We start from the raw sequence: 17,626 nt of genomic DNA, 5'->3' as shown, positions 1-17,626 counted from the left end.
GGTGTAACGGCATGAGCTTCACGCGAACGCTGCGTGCGGTGGGCGGCGTTGTGGTGGCGGGAGCACTGCTCTTCGGCGCCGCTCCGACCGCTTCGGCAGACCAAATCAGAGACCTTCAGTGGCCGCTTAAGAATTTTGAAGCGGAGAACGTTTGGAAAGAATCGACAGGTAAGGGCGTCACGGTTGCGGTGATCGATGCCCCCGTTAACGGCAGTCATCCTGACCTGACGGGTAACGTACTGCCAGGGAAGAGCTTTATCGACGGTCAGCAATCCGATAAGTCGGATGGCACGAACGATCACGGAACCGCGATGGCGGCAATCATTGCCGCGCATGGACATGGTCCGGGAAATGCTGACGGCGTCAAGGGACTAGCGCCAGACGCTAAGATCCTCCCCATTGCCTATCCAGAGTCCGGTGGAGGCGTCGGCTTGGAGGGGCCGATCAGGTATGCCGTCGATCACCATGCGGCTGTCATTAACCTTTCAATCTCCGCTGCTTCTCTTTCAGAGGCCGAGAAGGAAGCACTGGCATACGCGGTCAAGAAGGATGTCTTGGTCGTGGCGGGCTCAGGAAACGACGGTGCAAATGAACTGAACGCCATTGCTTCTGTCCCGGGAGTTGTGGCGGTGGGAGCCGTGGACAAGGCTGGTCAGGTCTGGGAGAAGTCAAACTCGGGCAGCCAATTGATGCTTACGGCACCGGGGGTAAAGATCGCCTCAGCGACGGCGTCGAACTCTGAGCCCTATCGACAGGGAACCGGAACGTCCGACTCCACAGCCTACGTCTCTGCCGCAGCGGCCCTCCTGCGTTCGAAGTTCCCCGACCTCACCGCCGGCCAAATCGCCAACCGCCTCGTCAAGACGGCTGGCCTTCCCCCGTCCAAGGCAGGCCTGACGCTCCCGGATCCGCACTACGGGTACGGCTTCATCCGGCCGCTGCGCGCGCTGACCCAGGACATTCCGGCCGGTTCCAAGAACGGCCCACTGAAGACGCCCCAGGCGGACCCGTCGACGGCCACCAATGGTGCGAACAGCGCGGGCGCTTCCAGCGGCACTGGTGACCAGGCGAGCAATCAGAAGAGCAGCGGGCTCGGGACTATCGCCATCGCGGGCATTGCGGTTGGTGTCCTTGTAGTCGTCGGAATTGTCGTCCTCGTCGTAGTTCGACAGAAGAAGAACGGCCGCAACGGCCCGCCCCCTGGCGGCGGATTCGGAGGACCTGGCGGTCCTCCCGGGCCTGGGTTCCCGCAGCAGCCGGCCAATCCGTATCAGCAGCAGCCCAATGCTCCAGGCGCGTTCCCTCCGCCCCCCAACCAGCACCCGGGGCAGTGAACTACGGGCAGGGATCGGCTGAAGCCGTGATGTGACCGATCAAAGGGACGAATTGGGGTCCGCAGCCGTCGGGCTGCGGACCCCAATGTGTTTAATGTGCCCCACCCCGCGCCTCAGAGGAGCGGAGCACCCGAGTTCGTCAGGGTGCGTGAGTTATGGCGAAGCCGACGAATGCGGCCCACGCAGCGGAGGACATTGTCAGCGCGCACCGTGTCGTGTCTTTCGAGTCGCGGACGTGCACGGCGGTGGCGCCAGGGGCGACCTCGACGCATTCACCGCCCGAACCGGTGCTGTGGCTGCTCTTGAACCAGGCCGACTCGGGTATGGCCCGCGTAGTCTCTTCGATGTTCATGCTTCTCCCAGCAACTTCTCGACAAAGGCCTGCGATTCGCGGGGCGTGAGTGCCTGTGCCCTGAGGATCCCGTACTGATCCTCAAGCTCCCGGACCATCTTCCGGTCCGTGTGTAGGCGACTGTCCTTGTACCCCTCCACGTAGGCGATCCTCCGTCCTTCGCGTGTTTCGATCAAGGTGAAGGGCCCTTCCAGCCCAGCGTGCTCCTCCCGCTCAATCGGCATCACCTGGATCTCGACATTGCGGCGCTGGCTGTGCAGCAGGATCTGTTCCAATTGACCGCGCATGACTTCCTTGCCGCCGAGGGGGCGACGGAGCACCGCCTCCTCGATGACGAAGCTGATCGTGGGCAGCGGTGGCGTACGGGCGAAGATGTTCTGGCGGTCGAGTCGTGCCGCGATTCGCTGTTCGACGGTCTCTTCGTCCAAGAGCGGTCGCCACATGGTGAATACCGCCCTCGCGTACTCCTTCGTCTGCAACAGTCCCGGCACTGCCTTCGTCGCGTACACATGAAGTCCGACCGCCTTCGCCTCCAACCGGGCCGCGTCCCGGAAGAACGCCGGGTACTGGGCCCGCGCCACCTCCTCCTTCAGCTCGATCAGGACGCCGTGCGCCCCCAGGACCCCGTCCGCCTTGTCGATGAACTCGGGTGGTGGGATGCGCCGACCCTGCTCGTACGAGGCGATGGTGGACGGGGAGTAGCCCGTCCTCGCGCCGAATTCGGTGCGTTCCATGCCGGCCCATTCCCGTAGGCGCTTGAGCTGGCGTCCGAACACCTTCAGGATGCCCGACTCGGGCTCGTATTCAGTCGGCTCATCGTCGTCAGTCCTCTGGCCGCCGTCGTCCATGTCTGTTGCCTTCCCGGATCTGCAACCCGTCGCTTACCCGCGCGTCCCGGATACGTACAACGCACCGTGGTTAGCGCATCACTCCTGGTCAAGGTACTTCGGCGACGGGAGGGTTGGGGCCATGAACAGCACAGTCCGCTCTTCCGGGGTACTTTCCCGGATCGACCAAACCCAGTCCGGAATCGGTGAGTTCGCGATGCGTTTCACCTCCACGCGGCGCGGCGCCCGGCTGGCCCGCCGGCTGGCGTCGCACCGTCTCGACGAGTGGGGGTATCCCTACGACGGCGAGATCAACGAGTCCGTCACCGCCATCGTCGGGGAACTCGCCGCCAACGCCGTGCGGCACGGCCATGTCCCCGGGCGGGATTTCGCGCTCCGCCTGCTGGCACCCACGAGGGCGTCCAAAGCCACAGCCCTCCGCTTTCGTGTCGAGGTGTCCGATACGCGGAGTGAGCAGGTGCCCGCGGTCACTTCGGGTGGTGGGGCCGGTGCGGGGGCGGATGGATGCGGCGGGCTCGCGGAGGGCGGTCGCGGGCTGCTGATCGTGGGGTGTCTCGCGGCCGGATGGGGCGTCGTTCCACGGCCGGGTGGGCCGGGGAAGACGGTCTGGGCGGAGTACGCCGCGGCGATGCCTGCGGCAGGGCACTGAGGAAGCCGCAGGGAACGGAGGGATGCGTGTCAGGGTCGTTTCGGGATCGACGTAGTGGGGGTGCAGCGGCCCTGAGGGAGTCTGGCCGAGACCGAGTTGGTCGCCACGTCAGCTGGTGGGAGCGGCGGTGCAGCTACTGGTATCGCTCAGCTGAAGACGTGGACGACACCGCCCGTGGCGCGTGTCTTGACGCCCTCCATCGTGCCTTGCTTGCGGCCAGCAGCGGCGACGGTGTGCTCGTCGACGTGTTTCGGCGCTTCCGTCGAGCCACGGTTGGTGAGGTCGTTCCTGGCGTGGCGAGTGGCCGCTCCCACGGGAGGGAGGCGAAACCTCCTCAGGACCGACTCGAACCTGGGCTGTCCGCCTGCCGCCGCCCCGGCGTGATGGCAGGCGGACAGCGGATGACGTCTCCCCGCTGAACCCCCGGAGTTCGGCGGTCGGTTCACCGCGGGAGCGGCCGAGGTCGCGTCTGCATCAGCTGGCCGACCGCAGGTTGTCGGAGCGCACCAGGCGGATGCCGCAGAAGTCCTTGGGGGCGTCCGGCATTGCGGGAACCAAGTGGTCGGGGCGGAGGAACCTGCGGACCCAGTCTGTGATGTACGAGTACGCAATGAAGAAATATCCGGCCAGCCAGCGGCGGAACAGCCGGGGCAGGCGCGGGCAGCCGCCGTCCGTTGAAAGGACCACGCGTGTCCGGGTGATGAGCTTGCCGAGGCTCGCGCCGACCACGCGGGTCAGGAGGACGTGGTTGACGAAGGAGAACCCGACGGCCACGCAGAGCCCGATGTTTGCTCCCTGCCGAGGATTCCCGCTGAGTCCGAAGCCGAGAAGGACGATAGTCGCGGCCAGTATGCCGTCGATCATGGCCGTCCAGAATCGACGGTACGTGCTGACGGCTTCGGGAACGTTCGGAGCCGGAGCCGGAGGCGGGACTTGGGGGGCGGTCGACTGGTACTGGTACTGGTACGGAGTGGGCGGCTGCGGATCCGTCGGCTGATACCCGTACTGTCCCTGGGGCGGCGGAACCTGCTGATACGGATACGGCTGCTGCTGATAGGACTGCGGTGGCTGCTGGTTGTACTGCGGGTATGGCTGTGGCTGGTTGTGCTGAGGGTATGGCTGTGGCGGGAAGTCTTGGCCTGACATGCCAACGATCCTTGCACGGCGCCGGCCCGGGCGTCAGGATGCCCATCGTTTCGTGATACGCAGTGGCATAGAAGCCGCGCAAGTCCCTCTTTCTGAAGGCGATGCGGGTTTCGCCTCCCGATCCGGATGCCAACTGGCTGCTCGGGTACGCTTATCGGCGACCTACGTGACGTGAAGCTAGCAGGCAGGGGGCGCTCCGTGGCAGGTTCCGGGTACCAGATCGACCCGAACGTACTGAAGCAGCAGGGAAAGAACTTCTCGGACATCGCGCACAATTTCGGTGGTGCCGCCGAAAAGTTCAAGAGCACCGTCACGGAGTGCGAGGAGAGCTGGGGCGAGGATGACAACGCGAAGATCCTCGCTCCGGTCGTCAAAGGGTACGGGTATGTGAGCAAGGCCATCATGATGGCGCTGCCCCATCTTCAGGACGCCCTCGGCGAGCTCGGCACCAAGCTCGACACCACCGCCAAGGAATATGAGGCCGCGGAGTCGGAGCAAGTCGCCGTGCTTTCCCGCGTTGCGTCCGAGGGCCAAGGCCGCGCCTAGGCCTTTCTCGTCGCTGTGGCTGGATGCAGCCAACCATCAACACCGGCTCTTCAGGGGGAGTAGTACATCGTGTCCATCACGCTGCCGGCAGAGGTCGACTGGGTCCTGGACCTGCTGGGATTTCAGTGGCCCAATTACGACGAAGACAAGATGTTCGAGGCGGCGCAAGCCTGGCGCAACTTCGCACAAGCCGTCCAGCAGACCCAGAACGAGGGAGACGCCGCGGCCAATACGGTGCGTGGCTCCAACTCCGGTGACGCGATCGACGGCTTCGGCAAGTCATGGGACCGCTTCACCAAGGACGGGCTCGGCGCGTTCGGCTACCTGGATGCGCTGGTGGGCGCGGCCGAGATCCTGGCGGTCCTGCTTGACGCGTGCGCAATCGCCGTGGTGGCGCTGAAGATCTTCGTCGTCATCCAACTAATCGACCTGGCCATCGAATTCGCCGTCGCACAGGCATCGGCTCCGGTCACCCTCGGCGCCTCCGAGGCGGCTCTGGCCGGCCGCATCGTGATGATCCGGGCGCTTGTCAAGCGGGCCCTTACGGAGGCCGCGGAGAAGATCTCCGCAAAGGTCGCCGAGTCCCTGGCAAAGCGGGAAGTCCTCTCCGTCAAGGAAATCCTCAAGAAGATCGGCGTGGATACGGCGAAGTCGGTCGGCAAGGAAGCCTACAAGCAGTACAAGCAGGGCGACCTCAACTTGACCGACCTGGGAGTGGCAGCGGTCAACCCGGCGCTGAAGCCGATCGCGGGCACCATCACCAAGGACGACAAGGGCGAGTACGGCTTCCAGGCCGATGGCGCCGGCAAGGTCGCGGTGGGTATGTACCACCAGGCCCAGGGCGTCGGGAAAATCGCGGAAGGCGATTTCTCCGGTGGCGCCAAGCAGGTATTCGACGGGGGGCTTGAGCAAATCGGCGGGGTCAAGACCGTCTACGAAACCGGTACGAAGGAGAAGAAGGAGGAAGCGGCACCGGAGTCGGCTGGGTCAGGCTCAGGCTCAGGATCGGGCTCGGGTAGCCACAGTCCGGCATCGGGCAGCTCGGGTGATGAGCGCCCGGCGCATCCCCGTCCGACCCCACCCCCGGCTGCCACTACCGACTCCGGCCGGGCCGAGGAGGAGCGGGCCCGTGCCACCTTCGGCTGACAGGAATCCCACCATGCGCAACAACAACTCGAATCTCGATGCTCTCGGTGAGCGGGACTACCCCATTGAGGAGAAGGACCTCACCGAGGAGCAGAACGAACACCGCACCAGAACTCTGCGTGCGGTGCGCGATAACCCCAACGCCCCAGAAGCGCTTCGGGACTTGGCGAAGAAGATGCTCAGCGGGCGCCTTCAGCTCAAGGACGTCTTGGACGACCCGGCGGGGCACCGTGCACTGACTGAGGGGCTGGCTCCTCTCAGGGAGCAGTGGCGGACGATGTCGCCACAACAGCGCCAGGCGGTCCGGCAGTACGATCCGGATGAAGAGCCGGGGCGTGGAGGCGGTGCCTCCAGCCGGTCGCCGCGGTACTGATCCGCGTCAGCTGAAAAGGGGCGGCGCTCGGGGTGATCCCGGGCGCCGCCCCTTTGCATTTCCACTCAATGGACGCGGTCGGCAACGATCAGTCGGGCCAGTCCCTTCCTGCCGACGGGACCGAGCAGCGAGCAGGTATGACGTTCCGTCAGTTACGCGGTGGGTGCGGTTTGCCGCACCTCGTTCCGGACCTTTTGCGCGGCGTGGGCCAGATCATTCGTGTCCCTCACGCTGGAATCGACCCGCACCCCCTGCTGCTGCACGACCCCCACAGCGCTGCTGTCGCCCCACACCCAGCGGGTCACTGTCACGTTGTTGTCGAGGCCGACTTTCGGTTGCAGCATTAATGACTCGCACTTCATGAGGGTTCCGTCGACTGCGGTGACGGGCTGGGCGACCTGTCCCTGGATGCCGATCACAGTGATCGTCGGTCCGTGCTTGGAGTTGTCAGTCGGTGGCTCCGCCTCAGCGGGCTCTTGCTCTTCCGCTGTGGGGGTGGCCCGCCCGGTCTGCTACCGGGCGGCGGGCCACCAGGGGCTGGGTCAGCTCAGGTCCATGCCCGGAACTTCGGTGCTGACGTACTTCTGCCAGCCTTCCATGAAGGTTTGCCTGTCGACGCCGAGGTGTTTCTGGAAGGATTCCTCGCTCTTCGTCGGGGCGACGTATTCTGCGATCACGAACTCAAAGGCGTTCTTCTCGCCGTACTTCTTGGCCATGTACTCGATCGCGAGCCGACCCAACGTGTAATTGGCGGAACGCTCCCGCGCGTTCTTCGCGTAGAACGTCTCGGCATCGTCCACCGGGTACACACTGGGGTTGAACTTGTAGCCCTTCAGCGTCCGTGCCGCTTCGGCCTTTGCAGCCGCAGGGTTGTCGCGCGACTCCATGTAGCCGGCGAATCCCTCGCTGACCCAACTGTCTACGTCGACGAACGCTCGGGCTTCGTCGTAGACAGCCACCATGGCGTGGGCGATCTCGTGACGGCTGATCTCCTTGACGCCTTCCTTCCAGGCCGGGGAGGTGAAACGCCTCAGTGAGGAGTCCATGACGATACGGGAGCCGCCGGCCTCGTTCGACTTGCTGCCGACACCGAACGTGAACTTCTCGATGGGCATATTGGCGCCGGCCTCCAGCGAATCGTTCTTGGCACCGGCCCGGTAGAACTGCGTGTACACCTTGCGGTTCGGCTCCAGCACGATGAGTGCGCCCTTGGCCGTCTTGGACGAGTCCGCGCCGCTGCGGTTCCAAGCCGCCACGTCATCGTCGGCCGCCTGGGAAATGTACGGCGCGAAGCGCCCGGTGTCCGCGGCGTGCTGCTTGTCGGAGATCAGCACGACGCGCCCCTTCTGCACGACGGTCATGTCGTTATAGACGTCCCACGGCGCCGGGTAGAACGTGCCATGCGTGCCGGGGTAAGGCTCGGCGGAGCCCTTGACGTCGGTGACCACCTGGTGATGGCTCGGATCCATCTTGAACGTGAAGACGTACTGCTCGGCCACCGGGGCGGTGTCAACCCCCTTGATCTGGTGGACGAGCGCGACCGGCACCTCGCCACCGTCCTGGCTGCCGTGCGGATATCCCTCGAAACGCACGACCTGGAACGGAACTTTGATGAGGTTTCGGAACAGCTTCTGCTGCTGCGTCTTGAGCTGATCGCCCTCGAAGGAGGCCAGATAGGCCTTTTCGTCCTTCGACTGGATGGCCTTGGTCATCAAGTCGCATACCCGTTTCGTCGACATGGCGTAGTCCTCTTCAGGCGTCACGTCGTGCCGATTCAGGGTGTTCTTCACAAAGATGGATCCGATGCCTATGACTATGAGGAGAAATACCCCCAGGACACTGAATCCGATGATCTTTCCCGTTTTGCGCCGAGGCGCCGGCGGCGGTCCTGGCGGCGGAACGAAGCCGCCCGCCGGCTGCTGCGGATACCCTCCCTGATAGGGCTGATACGGAACATTCTGCCGGTCGGCAGGCTGGTACGACATATGGTCCCCCTTGGTGACAAGCTCAGATCCTAGCTCCCGTCAGACGGCTCAGCTGGACCGGTAGTGCGTCAGAGCCGGCGACTCGGCCTATCCGGAAAGTGAGTCGTGTGGGCGACCAACTACCCCGTAGTCGTGGCGACTTCAACTGACGTAGCCAGATGAAGATGCGCAATTCCCCTCAAGAGGGCATCTCGTGTCGCGAGTCTGCGATAGCGGATGAGGGCGCGGGCGATGCGGTGAGATCAGGTCAACTTGTTACGGGAGCGGAGCTCGTGGGGGACGACGGGTGGAAAATGCCGCGCGCCCTCGCCTTGAGACGTCTTCCAAGGCGAGGGCGGAGCTGAGGGGCGGGCTGGAAATCAGCCGAAGACGTCCTGGATGGTGCCGCGGACGCCGTCCTTGGCGGCGTCGGTGACACCCTGGTGGCGGGTGGCGGCGCCGCCGGTGCGCTGGTCCACGTGCTTCTGGGCGTGGTCCAGGCCGCGGTTGGTGAGGTCGTCCCTGGCGTGGTCGATGTACGTCTTTGGATCGGTGAGGTCGTTGGCGCCTTCCTTGACGCCGTCGACGTATTCCTCGGCCTTCTTCTTGCCGATGTCGGCGGTTTCGCCGAGGTTGATGCCGTCGCGTTCGCCGAAGTGGGCTTCGATGCCCTGCTGCGCGACGTTCTGCGCCATTTCCGTACCGGCCTCTTTGGCCTTTTCCTTGGCCGCGTCGACGACCTTTTCCTTGACGGTGTCCTTGACCGTCTCCTTGATCTGCTGCTTGGCGTAGTCGGTGACGACCTTGCGGGCTTCCTTGGAAACCGCCTTCTTCGCCAGCTTCTTGATGGCGTCCACGGTGGCGTGTTCCATGGCCTTGGTTGCCGCCTGCATTACCTCGCGCTTGATCTTCTCCAGGATCTCCCGGACGATCAGGCGGGTCGCCTGGGTGGCGCCGGCCGCGGCGAGTTCGGACGTGCCGAAAGTGAAGGGTGCGGCGGCCTGGGCCGCGATGATCTCTGCGGCCAGCATGACGAGTTGGGCGATGACCGCGACCTTGCCGGCGAGTACGGCGACGGCCGCCGCGTCGAAGGCCAGCGCGATGGCCTCGGCGGCGACGACCGCGTCACGGAAGTAGTTGTCCCCGCTGCCGCCGCTGCCGTCGTAGGAGCCCCATTCCTTCCGGAAGCTGTCGACGGCGTCACCGGAGTTGGCGGAGACGACCGCATTGGCCGCCGAAGAGCCTTGGCCATGCGCCTCGTTCACCGATTCTGCGAAATTGCGCCAGACCTGGGCGCACTCGTGGAGTTTGTCCTCGTCGGCGTTGGGCCAGCTGTAGCCGAGCAGGTCCAGGACCCAGGCGACCTCGCTCGGCAGCGTCAGTGACACAGTGCTCGTCCCCCGTGCGGTGGTAGGCGAATGGTGGCGGAAGGGAGGTGCCGGCAGGGATGCGGCCGGCGGGGTGGGCGTCAGATGGCCGGACGGCCGACCGCGCTGATGGTGTGGACGCCCTGCATGTCGGACTCGCTGTAGGAACGCGCCATTTCCTGGAGCTTGTCGCCCATGCCTTCCAGGCGTTCGCCCAGGGAGTCCATCGACGTGAACATTCCGTCACGGATGGGCGTGTAGATCGTGTCGAAGATGTCGCCGAAATCGCATTCCTTCCAAGGGTCGCCGATACCCTTGAGGTCGTCCTGCAGCTTCTTCGACGCCTTGGTGAAGTCGCTGCCGATGTGGACGAATGCGTTTCCCTGCGTCCGCAGTACATCCGGGTCTACGTCGAATGCGTTGCCCGCCACCATATTCCCCTGTTATTGCGGTGCACGCCAGCACCATGATCAGTTACGTCTCGTCACGTCTGCCGATCCCACAGTAGACGATCTGCGCGCAAGCATGTCAAGGAGAGTGGCGCGATCGCCACCCTGCCGATGGACCGGGGGCAACAATGCTGAAATCCTGGAGAATTGGCGTACGGGGGATGGGGTGAAAGCGGTGAAATTGGGGTTAAGAGGGTGCAAGGGGGCAGTGTGTATCGGGTGCGTTCGGGGAGTGAAGTAGGACCGTAGGGCATCCCGTAGCATTTCCGCTCATGGATGCAGCTGAAAACGATCAGGGGAGCGATCACTCTGATCAGCCTGGTCGCCCCCATGAACTCCTCGCCGATCGGCCCGCTGAGCCCCCCGAGGGCGCCGACCTCCAGGGCGACGGGGAGAGGCGCATGGGGCTGACGCCGCGTCAGGCCCGGCGGGTGCGGGTCGTGCTGGCCTCGGTGATGATGGCCGTGACGGCGGTGCTGCTCGTGGTGCGGCTGGCGTCCCGTGGGTCGGTGCTGGTGGTCGGCGTGTACGGGGCCGCGCTGATACTCTGCGGAGTCGTCATCGAGCTCGCCCGTAACGGGCGTACGCGACTGGGTACTTGGCTGTTGTCCGTGGGACTTGCGGCTGCGGTCGCTGCGGACTGGCTGTTGCTGCCCTAGGGGGAGCCCGCCGTGCCGAGGTCCGCTTCTCAGTGGGGAGGGATCCACCGGCTTGTCACCGGCAGTCGGCGCTAACGCCTGGTCGCGGGTTTCTGATGCTACTTGAATCCGGCCATGCAATTACGGGACCTATAATTTCCGGGCGGTTGAGCGACCGCACAACGGGGGAGGTCCGGTGGGTTACGGACGTAACAATTGGCGTCAGGTCGCCGGATTTGCGGCGGATTTCATTCCGGGCGGCGGGGCGGTACTCGGAGCGGTCGACCTGGTGCGCAGTGTCAGCGATGGCGTCTCGCTGAGCAGGCTGAACTACACCAAGGGCGGCCACCCGTTGGTCGAGCTCCCCTGGCAGCCGCCCGGCCCGCCGCCGAACCCGCAGCGGGCCGAGGTCGTCGGAGCGCAGGCGTGGAACGTGCTGTTCGCCGACGAGACCCGCTACGGCGCGCGGTCGCTGCTGGACCAGGTGGCCAACCTCCTGGTGCCGCTGCCGCCGACCGAGCTGGACATGGTCGTCCGCCGCTGGGGCCGGCAGGGCTTGGAGCGCTGGGACGCCCTCACCCACGTCGAGGACGAGCACGGCGAACCGGCCTACGGCCGGCGCCGGCAGGCCGAGTTGTTCGGCTGGCTGCTGCGCACGGTGAGCCCGTACGCGGCGATGCTGATCGGTACCTGGATGGCGTGCAGCCAACCTGACTACGACGCCGAGTGCGCCTGCCCGGACCACGGCTGGGTACTGCCCGAGGGGCCGTTCGCGCAGGTCGACGGCGCCTACTTCACCCATGACTGGAAGCGGGTCTCCGGCTCGACGGAGGCGATGTCCTGGCAGGACATGGACCAGGGCCGGTTCGGTACGTGCTGGCTGCTCACCAGCATGCAGGCGGTGATCCAGGCCAACCCCCAGCACGCTCCCCGTCATGTCCGGCTCGAGGCCAACGGCACAGTCACCTGCACGCTCTACGACGGCGGGCAACCGGTCGACATCACCGTGGTGCCTGATCTGCCCTACGGACACGGCATGTTGTGGGGCGCCAAGGGGCACACCGAGGACGCCCGCTACGCCGAGACCTGGCCCGGCTACTACGAGAAGGCCGTCGCGAAGCTGCGTGGGGGCTACTGCGAGATCGCCCACGGCGGCTGGGAGAAGGACGGGCTCTGGCTCCTCACCGGCCGGCAGCCGCAGCCGCTCGACTACAACTCGCCCTGGCTCTGCCACGAGATCGCCGGCCGGCGGGCCCGCGGCCAGGCCGTCACGGCCGGCACCCGGGGCAACGGCAATGACCGCGAGAAGCTGGCCGGCGGAAGACTGGCGGCCAGCCACGCCTACTTCGTGAAGGACGTGGACGTGGCCGGCGGCCGACTCTGCCTGGGCAACCCCTGGGGCGACGGTGCCCAACGCCAGATGTGGGAGTGCTGGCTGACGCTTGACGAGGTGCGGACCTACATCGAGTCGTGTGACGCGGTCGATACCTGGTGATGCCGCGCTGACGGCCTGGCAGATATCCACTGCGTTTGGTCAGTGTGCCGAACAATCGGCGGCTTCCTACCGGGAGTGTCCCGATATGGCAATTCCTGCCCGGGTGTTTGACGGGGGCTGGGTCGCGAGTGCCGGTGGCCTCGGCTCTATGCGCCGTACAGCACGGCCTGCGCGTAGATGAGGTTCACGTCCGGCACGCCGGCGTCCGTGCGGTATCGGCCGCTCTGGAAGTCGAGGGCGACCTTTCCCGGACCGCCGCCGACTCGCCTGCGCCAGCGGGCGCGGTGGGGTTTGCTCCACAGTGAACGGCTCGGGTGCAGGTCGCCGCCGACGAGGAAGACCAGCGCCAATATGGCCCAGAACGGCGAGCATGCCCAATATGCCACCCAACCGCGGAGATTCCCTTTATAGGCGACCGCGCTGTACTGCCTGCCCGCGTCCTCGATGCGCCATGCCTGGCGAATTCCCAGAGGGGAGCGCCCGTGAGTGATCCGACCGATGAACCGGCCGGATCCGTCATGTACCGCATAGACGGTCCGGGAGGGAGCGGAATCGGCCTGGGGGGCGACGGTGCACAGGGTATGGGCGGGTTCTGCCGCCGCCGTGAGGGCGAAGGCCGGCTCGGGGTCGTCGCTTCCGCTGTAGCGGTGAACTCGGGCCAGGGGGGACGCGGCAGCGAGCTTCCCCGTTCCCGGTTGAAGAGTTCCCCATGCCGCACAGCCCGGCAGTGCCACGAATTGCTGTGCGGACTCGTCCTGCGAAAAGCAGAACTTTATCTCGGTCATGCGGGATTCTCCCCCTGCTTCGGCTTGCTTCGTTCTGCGAAACCCGCACCCTCGCGTGCCCGGATAACCGTCTGATGGTTTCTGGCGAGGTGCGGCACATGGTGGCGGCCGACCAGTGTGTCAGACGGTGGTAATGGTGGCGGGCTCGGTGGCCGGTGTCGGGGCGGGCGCCGGGGTGGGTGCCGGGGCCAGGAGCCGGCGTGCCGTTACACCGCGCTCGGTGGCGACGAGGAGGACGCCTTCGGGGGAGAGGTCGGTGGCGTGGAGCGGGGAGTCGGAGACCACGGTGGTCATCACGTCCCCGCTCTCCCGCGCGTACACCCGCAGGGAGTCGGCGTCGAGGTCGAACCCGTAGGGGGAGGCGGCCCGTTCGTCCTCCGAGAGGCGTCGTACGTGCGCGGGGTCGGCGTCGACGTACCCGGGGCGGAGCAGGTCGTGGAGGAGGGCGGGGCCGGCGGGGACGGCCAGTACGGCCACCGGGCGGGCGCCGTCGGGCGCCGTCGGTGCCGTTCCGTCGGCCGTTGCGGGCTCATCCGTCCCGGCAGCCGGTGCCGGGAGCGTGCCGGCCGTCACCGAGACCACGCCCGTCAGTGGCACGCTCCACAGGGTGCGCCACGGCAGCTCCAGGCCCAGCCCGTGCAGTGCTTCCGCGTACGGGAGCAGGCCGTCCTCGACGAACGCGGTCTCCAGGAGCGCGGCCCGCAGTGCGGCCGGGGTCCCGGGGCGGGCGAGCAGGGGAGCGGTGCGCAGGTACGTACGGGCCGGGGCGCCCAGCTGGTCGAGCGGCACGGCCGCCACGGCGGTGTGCAGCGCGACCGGGTCGGCGTGGGTGAACAGGCCCGGGTCGGTGAGGAGTTGGGGGAGCAGGCCGGCTTCGAGGGTGTGCGCGGCGATGCGGTCGCGGACGTAGGGGTCGGCCCGGGACCAGTCCTGGCCGGGCACCGCCTCCAACAGCGCCATGGCGATCCGGGTCTGGGCGCCCCGGGGGTCGGGTATGCCGGAGCGGATCTCGGCGGCGAGGGCTGCGTGCGGCAGGCGGATCAGGGTGCGGGGCGCGTCACCGGAGGCGTCCGCGGCGGCCTCGCCCACGGTGGCCCCGTCCGCGGGCAGTTCCACCGTCTCCACGAACGGCGCGGCCAGCGGCATTCCCTCGGCGAGGAGCCGGCCCATGCCGCCTTCCATGTCGCGCCCCGTGACGGCGTCCGCCAGCGGCCGCCACAGCCCGACCGGCAGCCCGTCGCCCTCGGCGAACGCCAGCGGTGCCAGCAGCTGGCGGAGCGTCTGCGGATCGGCGCCCAGGCGGCGGGCGTGCAGATCGAGGGCGTCGCCGGGGTCGGCGGGCAACTGCGCCTCGTCGGTGGGGTCGAACCCGTCGGGGTGCGCGCACAGCGACCGTACGGCCAGGTGGACGGTGAGCCGGCTGCCGTCCGCGCGCCGGGCCAGCGCCTCGGCGAGCGCCCGGCGCGCGTCCGGGTCGGTGGTGAACGGGAGGCGTGGGGCGCCGGCCTCCGGTGTGAGCGCGGTCTCGGCGTGCAGGACCAGGCCCTCGGGATCGGCCCACTCGGGCGCGTCGAGGTCGATCACCTGGGCCTGGCCGCGCGGCAGCGCATCGGCCAGTTCGGCGGCGAACTCGCGCGGGACGTCGGTGAGGAGGTGGACCGCCGGCGCCGCGGCGAGCGGGGCGAGGACCTCGCGCACCAGGCGCGCCGGCTCGCCGGCGGCGCGCACCGGACCGGCGAGGTCCACGTCCGGTACGACGACCGTCAGCGGCTCCTCGAGGGCCGCGAGTTCGGAGAAGACGTCCGCCGGGCGCCCGGCGGCCGGGCCGAGGTGATCGGCGAGGAGCCGCAGCACCTGCGCGGCCGCCCGGCCCCGGGGGTTCGGCACGGCCGGGGCCGGGAGGTCCGGGGGGACCGTCGCCGGGTCCAGGTCGTCGAGCGGGAGCCGCTTGCGGTGGTCGGGGTCGCACAGCATCAGGAAGCCCGCGACCAGGCGCGAACGCCCGCTGCCGGGGCTGCCGGTGACGACGATGACGCGCGGGGCGCCGGGCCACCGCATGCGCCAGGCGGCCAGCGCGCGGAGGGCGGCGGTGCGGCCGCCGACGTACGGGTGCGGTGCGTAGCGGGCCGCCGCGGCGGCCGCGTCGCCCGAGGCGCTCATGACTTCCTCGTCCCCCATCGATCCCGCCCTCCACTCGCGTGGATCCGTGCTTGTACCGGCTAGATCCTAGGGCGTGTCCGATGGGTCAGGGCCGGGGCTGCGACGCCTGGCACGGCACCTCGCCGCGTTGCCGAATCGTCCCGATAGCTCCGCTATCGGGCCGCTCCGGCGCCTTGCGATGCTCCCCCATGCCCTGAACGGGCACGGGAGGTACCCCCTTCCCCAGACGCCCCGGCCTATCCGACCCTGACCCATCGGACACGCCCTAGAACCGGCCCGGAAAGGCGGACGGCCGGGGGCGGTGGCCGGCACGGGCTCGCTCGCCTGTTGCGGAATCGGTGGAAGAGGTGTGCGGGTGCGGTGAGGCGGGTGCGGGATTTCGTGAATTCCGGGCGGGATCACGGCCTTCGCGATCATTTTGCGATCTTTGGCTTAAGGGTCCGGCGCCATCTCGTGCACTCTCGCCGCATTTCGGACGCCGAAAACATCGCAAACGTCGGAAACGCAGAAGATCCGCTTTCGCGGGCCGGCGGGAAGGACGGCCGACGAAAGCGGATCATTCGGACGGAAATCGAGTACCGTCGGGCAGTTCAGCGGTGGCCGCGGGCGCCGCCGCGGCGGGGGCCGGTGACGAGGTTGAGGCTGGGGCCGTCGCGTTCGGCGCGCTCGCGGTCCTCCTCCTCTTCCTGCTTCTTCTGCCACTCGGCGAACTTGGCGCGGGACTCCTCGCGTTCGGCCGCCGTCTGGTTCTCGGCGTCGTGCCGGATCTTGTCCAGCCGGTCGCCCAGTGCGTCCATGTAGCCGGGCGTCTCGATGGCCTCCTTCATGCCCAGCCGGCCGGCCAGCACTTCCTGGGCCATCTCCTGGAGCTTGCCGCCCACATTGGGGTTCTCCGCGAGCACCTTCAGCGCCTTGCGCAGGCGGTGTGCCTGCTCCTGGTCGTGGGCGACGTCCATCAGGTCCTCGTCCTGGATCTGCCGCTCATTGCTCATGACTGCCCCCTTGTACGTGGTGGTACGGCAACCGCGCGTGCTGCACCGGCGTCCCGAGTGTAATGACGGGTGTGAACGGGTCGTCAAGGCGGGGTTGTCGGTATTGCCGCAAATTGCTCCGGCGTCCGTTACCCGCCTCACGGAGAGGCCGCTCTGTGCGGGGCTTCGGCCCTATTGCGGGTGTGCTAGACCTGAGGTGATGGTCAGCAAGTCGCTGTCATTCAATTCGGGGAGAAATGATGTCCGATGAAGTCCGGCTCAGTACCGAGGCGCTGCACAAGCTCGGTACGACCTTCGAGATTCGCGCGGAAGAACTGAGCCGGCAGCTGGGCGCATTCAGACGGCGCGCGGACGCCGACGCGCTCAGGGACGGTTTCGGCAGCGACGAGGCGGCCCGGTCCCACCGCGAGCTGTTCGAGGAGGCCGAGCGCGCCCTGGCGCAGCTGCAGCAGCGGCTGGCCGAGGTCGGCGGCGGCATCAAGGAGACCGTCGCCAACGCCCAGGCTGCGGAGGACGAACTCGTCGAGACGATGCGGAGCGCCAGGTGACCGACGTACGACGCAATCCCCATGCGCTGCACGAGGCGGCGGCCGGCTGGCGGGACATGGGCAAGCACCTGGACGGTCTCGTCCGCGACCTCGACCGGCATGTCGGCAACGCCGCGTCGGCCGACTGGCACGGGCCGGCGGGCGAGGCGTTCGCCGCCGAGTGGCACCGGCTGAAGCGGTCCGTCGACGAGACCCTGCCGGTCTTCGAACTCGCCGCGGCCGATCTGGAGAACGCCGCCGACACCCACCACACCGCAGGCGCCGCCGACGACCACAACAGTGGCTCCGGGGACGGCGCGCAGAACTCCTCGCAGTCGTCCGGCCCGCAGATGGCCTACGGCTTCATGGCGCTGGGCCAGCTCGCCAACGGCCTCGGCGGCGCCTTCGGCAAGCGCGGCAAGGGCGGTGGCGGCGGCCAGAGTCAGGTCCCGCAGCTGCGGCACCAATGGGAGTCGTCCACGGCCGCGCACGGGCCCGACCCGTTCGGCACGCCCCGGGACGGCTCGGCCGCGACGCCCGGCGGCGAGGGCCTCGCCAAGGGCGTGCGGACGAACCCGGCCGAGGCGCAGCGCGCGGCGGAGGAACAGGAGGCCAGGGAGGCCGCGCGGCGGAAGGCGGCGGAGCAGAAGGCGACACCGGACAAGGCACCGGACAGGGCACCGGCGAAGGGCTCCGGCCAGGCATCTGACCAGGCACCTGCCCAGGCGTCCGACAAGACGTCCCGCAAGGAGCCCGGCCCGGACGTCTCCCAGCACGGCGCCTTCGGCTGACCGGCGCGCAGTGACCGGCCCGTAAGGGATCGCAAACGAACGGTGGGGCGCCCCTCCCGAAGAG

At 67.5% G+C, this 17,626-nt stretch carries 20 protein-coding genes; 9 read left to right on the top strand and 11 right to left on the bottom strand.

The window, feature by feature from the left end; genetic code table 11:
- Positions 1–11 precede the first annotated feature (11 nt).
- Entirely contained in the window at positions 12–1,334 is a 1,323-nt protein-coding gene (locus ACRAS8_RS10005) for a S8 family serine peptidase (protein ID WP_438485590.1), read from the top strand.
- Between the two features lie 139 nt (positions 1,335–1,473).
- On the opposite strand, the gene ACRAS8_RS10000 is transcribed toward ACRAS8_RS10005, so the two are convergent.
- Both ACRAS8_RS10000 and ACRAS8_RS09995 read right to left on the bottom strand, forming a co-directional pair.
- The gene (locus ACRAS8_RS10000; protein ID WP_438485589.1) at positions 1,474–1,686 is read right to left on the bottom strand and encodes a DUF397 domain-containing protein; all 213 of its coding nucleotides are present in this window, start codon (positions 1,684–1,686) and stop codon (positions 1,474–1,476) included.
- Positions 1,683–2,534, bottom strand: a complete 852-nt coding sequence (locus ACRAS8_RS09995) for a helix-turn-helix domain-containing protein (protein WP_438485588.1) — start codon at positions 2,532–2,534, stop codon at positions 1,683–1,685. Before ACRAS8_RS09995 ends, ACRAS8_RS10000 begins: the two co-directional genes overlap by 4 nt.
- A 121-nt stretch (positions 2,535–2,655) precedes the next feature.
- Here ACRAS8_RS09995 and ACRAS8_RS09990 point away from each other — a divergent pair, with 121 nt between their 5' ends.
- Positions 2,656–3,183 carry an ATP-binding protein gene (locus ACRAS8_RS09990; protein ID WP_438485587.1) on the top strand — a complete coding sequence of 176 codons (528 nt, stop codon included), beginning with the start codon at positions 2,656–2,658 and terminating at the stop codon, positions 3,181–3,183.
- Between the two features lie 146 nt (positions 3,184–3,329).
- On the opposite strand, the gene ACRAS8_RS09985 is transcribed toward ACRAS8_RS09990, so the two are convergent.
- Both ACRAS8_RS09985 and ACRAS8_RS09980 read right to left on the bottom strand, forming a co-directional pair.
- Positions 3,330–3,497 carry a hypothetical protein gene (locus ACRAS8_RS09985; RefSeq protein ID WP_438485586.1) on the bottom strand — a complete coding sequence of 56 codons (168 nt, stop codon included), beginning with the start codon at positions 3,495–3,497 and terminating at the stop codon, positions 3,330–3,332.
- Between the two features lie 160 nt (positions 3,498–3,657).
- Entirely contained in the window at positions 3,658–4,329 is a 672-nt protein-coding gene (locus ACRAS8_RS09980; RefSeq protein WP_438485585.1) for an RDD family protein, read from the bottom strand.
- A 198-nt stretch (positions 4,330–4,527) separates the two neighbouring features.
- Here ACRAS8_RS09980 and ACRAS8_RS09975 point away from each other — a divergent pair, with 198 nt between their 5' ends.
- The 3 genes from ACRAS8_RS09975 (at position 4,528) to ACRAS8_RS09965 (ending at position 6,394) form a co-directional block, all read left to right on the top strand.
- Positions 4,528–4,875, top strand: coding sequence for a hypothetical protein (locus ACRAS8_RS09975; protein ID WP_438485584.1), 348 nt, complete (start codon positions 4,528–4,530; stop codon positions 4,873–4,875).
- A 69-nt stretch (positions 4,876–4,944) separates the two neighbouring features.
- On the top strand, positions 4,945–6,021 hold the full coding sequence (locus ACRAS8_RS09970; RefSeq protein WP_438485583.1) for a hypothetical protein: 1,077 nt from the start codon (positions 4,945–4,947) through the stop codon (positions 6,019–6,021).
- A 13-nt stretch (positions 6,022–6,034) separates the two neighbouring features.
- Positions 6,035–6,394, top strand: coding sequence for a hypothetical protein (locus ACRAS8_RS09965; RefSeq protein ID WP_438485582.1), 360 nt, complete (start codon positions 6,035–6,037; stop codon positions 6,392–6,394).
- Positions 6,395–6,546: 152 nt separating this feature from the next.
- On the opposite strand, the gene ACRAS8_RS09960 is transcribed toward ACRAS8_RS09965, so the two are convergent.
- The 4 genes from ACRAS8_RS09960 to ACRAS8_RS09945 form a co-directional block, all read right to left on the bottom strand.
- Complete coding sequence (locus tag ACRAS8_RS09960) at positions 6,547–6,813, bottom strand: hypothetical protein (RefSeq protein WP_438485581.1); 267 nt, start codon at positions 6,811–6,813, stop codon at positions 6,547–6,549.
- A 123-nt stretch (positions 6,814–6,936) separates the two neighbouring features.
- Positions 6,937–8,379, bottom strand: coding sequence for a hypothetical protein (locus ACRAS8_RS09955; protein WP_438485580.1), 1,443 nt, complete (start codon positions 8,377–8,379; stop codon positions 6,937–6,939).
- A gap of 359 nt (positions 8,380–8,738) precedes the next feature.
- On the bottom strand, positions 8,739–9,746 hold the full coding sequence (locus ACRAS8_RS09950; RefSeq protein ID WP_438485579.1) for a PE-PGRS family protein: 1,008 nt from the start codon (positions 9,744–9,746) through the stop codon (positions 8,739–8,741).
- 80 nt (positions 9,747–9,826) lie between these two features.
- The gene (locus ACRAS8_RS09945; RefSeq protein ID WP_438485578.1) at positions 9,827–10,159 is read right to left on the bottom strand and encodes a hypothetical protein; all 333 of its coding nucleotides are present in this window, start codon (positions 10,157–10,159) and stop codon (positions 9,827–9,829) included.
- Positions 10,160–10,575: 416 nt separating this feature from the next.
- On the opposite strand from ACRAS8_RS09945, the gene ACRAS8_RS09940 reads away from it, so the two are divergent.
- Both ACRAS8_RS09940 and ACRAS8_RS09935 read left to right on the top strand, forming a co-directional pair.
- Positions 10,576–10,833, top strand: a complete 258-nt coding sequence (locus tag ACRAS8_RS09940; RefSeq protein WP_438485577.1) for a hypothetical protein — start codon at positions 10,576–10,578, stop codon at positions 10,831–10,833.
- A 268-nt stretch (positions 10,834–11,101) separates the two neighbouring features.
- Positions 11,102–12,307 carry a C2 family cysteine protease gene (locus tag ACRAS8_RS09935; protein WP_438485576.1) on the top strand — a complete coding sequence of 402 codons (1,206 nt, stop codon included), beginning with the start codon at positions 11,102–11,104 and terminating at the stop codon, positions 12,305–12,307.
- 146 nt (positions 12,308–12,453) lie between these two features.
- Here ACRAS8_RS09935 and ACRAS8_RS09930 read toward each other — a convergent pair whose 3' ends face one another.
- From ACRAS8_RS09930 to ACRAS8_RS09920, 3 genes are all read right to left on the bottom strand, one after another.
- Complete coding sequence (locus tag ACRAS8_RS09930; RefSeq protein ID WP_438485575.1) at positions 12,454–13,092, bottom strand: hypothetical protein; 639 nt, start codon at positions 13,090–13,092, stop codon at positions 12,454–12,456.
- 120 nt (positions 13,093–13,212) lie between these two features.
- A complete protein-coding gene (locus ACRAS8_RS09925; RefSeq protein WP_438485574.1) occupies positions 13,213–15,270 on the bottom strand; it encodes an ATP-binding protein in 2,058 nt (685 codons plus the stop codon).
- A 572-nt stretch (positions 15,271–15,842) separates the two neighbouring features.
- On the bottom strand, positions 15,843–16,244 hold the full coding sequence (locus tag ACRAS8_RS09920) for a hypothetical protein (RefSeq protein WP_438485573.1): 402 nt from the start codon (positions 16,242–16,244) through the stop codon (positions 15,843–15,845).
- A gap of 239 nt (positions 16,245–16,483) precedes the next feature.
- Here ACRAS8_RS09920 and ACRAS8_RS09915 point away from each other — a divergent pair, with 239 nt between their 5' ends.
- Together ACRAS8_RS09915 and ACRAS8_RS09910 are read left to right on the top strand one after the other, a co-directional pair.
- Positions 16,484–16,792 (top strand): hypothetical protein, encoded by a 309-nt coding sequence (locus tag ACRAS8_RS09915; RefSeq protein ID WP_438485572.1) that lies wholly within the window; start codon positions 16,484–16,486, stop codon positions 16,790–16,792.
- Positions 16,789–17,562 (top strand): WXG100 family type VII secretion target, encoded by a 774-nt coding sequence (locus tag ACRAS8_RS09910; protein ID WP_438485571.1) that lies wholly within the window; start codon positions 16,789–16,791, stop codon positions 17,560–17,562. The genes ACRAS8_RS09915 and ACRAS8_RS09910 overlap by 4 nt, the downstream gene beginning before the upstream one ends.
- The last annotated feature ends 64 nt before the right edge of the window (positions 17,563–17,626 follow it).

Origin of the sequence: Streptomyces sp. S186, from assembly GCF_051603415.1 — a bacterium.
Lineage (GTDB): Bacteria > Actinomycetota > Actinomycetes > Streptomycetales > Streptomycetaceae > Streptomyces.
This window is presented reverse-complemented; position numbering and strand designations above follow the sequence as displayed.

Coding starts and splice junctions, on each gene's coding strand:
- ACRAS8_RS10005 (WP_438485590.1), top strand. CDS start 12: ATGAGCTTCACGCGAACGCTGCGTGCGGTGGGCGGCGTTGTGGTGGCG.
- ACRAS8_RS10000 (WP_438485589.1), bottom strand. CDS start 1,686: ATGAACATCGAAGAGACTACGCGGGCCATACCCGAGTCGGCCTGGTTC.
- ACRAS8_RS09995 (WP_438485588.1), bottom strand. CDS start 2,534: ATGGACGACGGCGGCCAGAGGACTGACGACGATGAGCCGACTGAATAC.
- ACRAS8_RS09990 (WP_438485587.1), top strand. CDS start 2,656: ATGAACAGCACAGTCCGCTCTTCCGGGGTACTTTCCCGGATCGACCAA.
- ACRAS8_RS09980 (WP_438485585.1), bottom strand. CDS start 4,329: ATGTCAGGCCAAGACTTCCCGCCACAGCCATACCCTCAGCACAACCAG.
- ACRAS8_RS09965 (WP_438485582.1), top strand. CDS start 6,035: ATGCGCAACAACAACTCGAATCTCGATGCTCTCGGTGAGCGGGACTAC.
- ACRAS8_RS09955 (WP_438485580.1), bottom strand. CDS start 8,379: ATGTCGTACCAGCCTGCCGACCGGCAGAATGTTCCGTATCAGCCCTAT.
- ACRAS8_RS09945 (WP_438485578.1), bottom strand. CDS start 10,159: ATGGTGGCGGGCAACGCATTCGACGTAGACCCGGATGTACTGCGGACG.
- ACRAS8_RS09940 (WP_438485577.1), top strand. CDS start 10,576: ATGGGGCTGACGCCGCGTCAGGCCCGGCGGGTGCGGGTCGTGCTGGCC.
- ACRAS8_RS09930 (WP_438485575.1), bottom strand. CDS start 13,092: ATGACCGAGATAAAGTTCTGCTTTTCGCAGGACGAGTCCGCACAGCAA.
- ACRAS8_RS09925 (WP_438485574.1), bottom strand. CDS start 15,270: ATGGGGGACGAGGAAGTCATGAGCGCCTCGGGCGACGCGGCCGCCGCG.
- ACRAS8_RS09920 (WP_438485573.1), bottom strand. CDS start 16,244: ATGAGCAATGAGCGGCAGATCCAGGACGAGGACCTGATGGACGTCGCC.
- ACRAS8_RS09915 (WP_438485572.1), top strand. CDS start 16,484: ATGTCCGATGAAGTCCGGCTCAGTACCGAGGCGCTGCACAAGCTCGGT.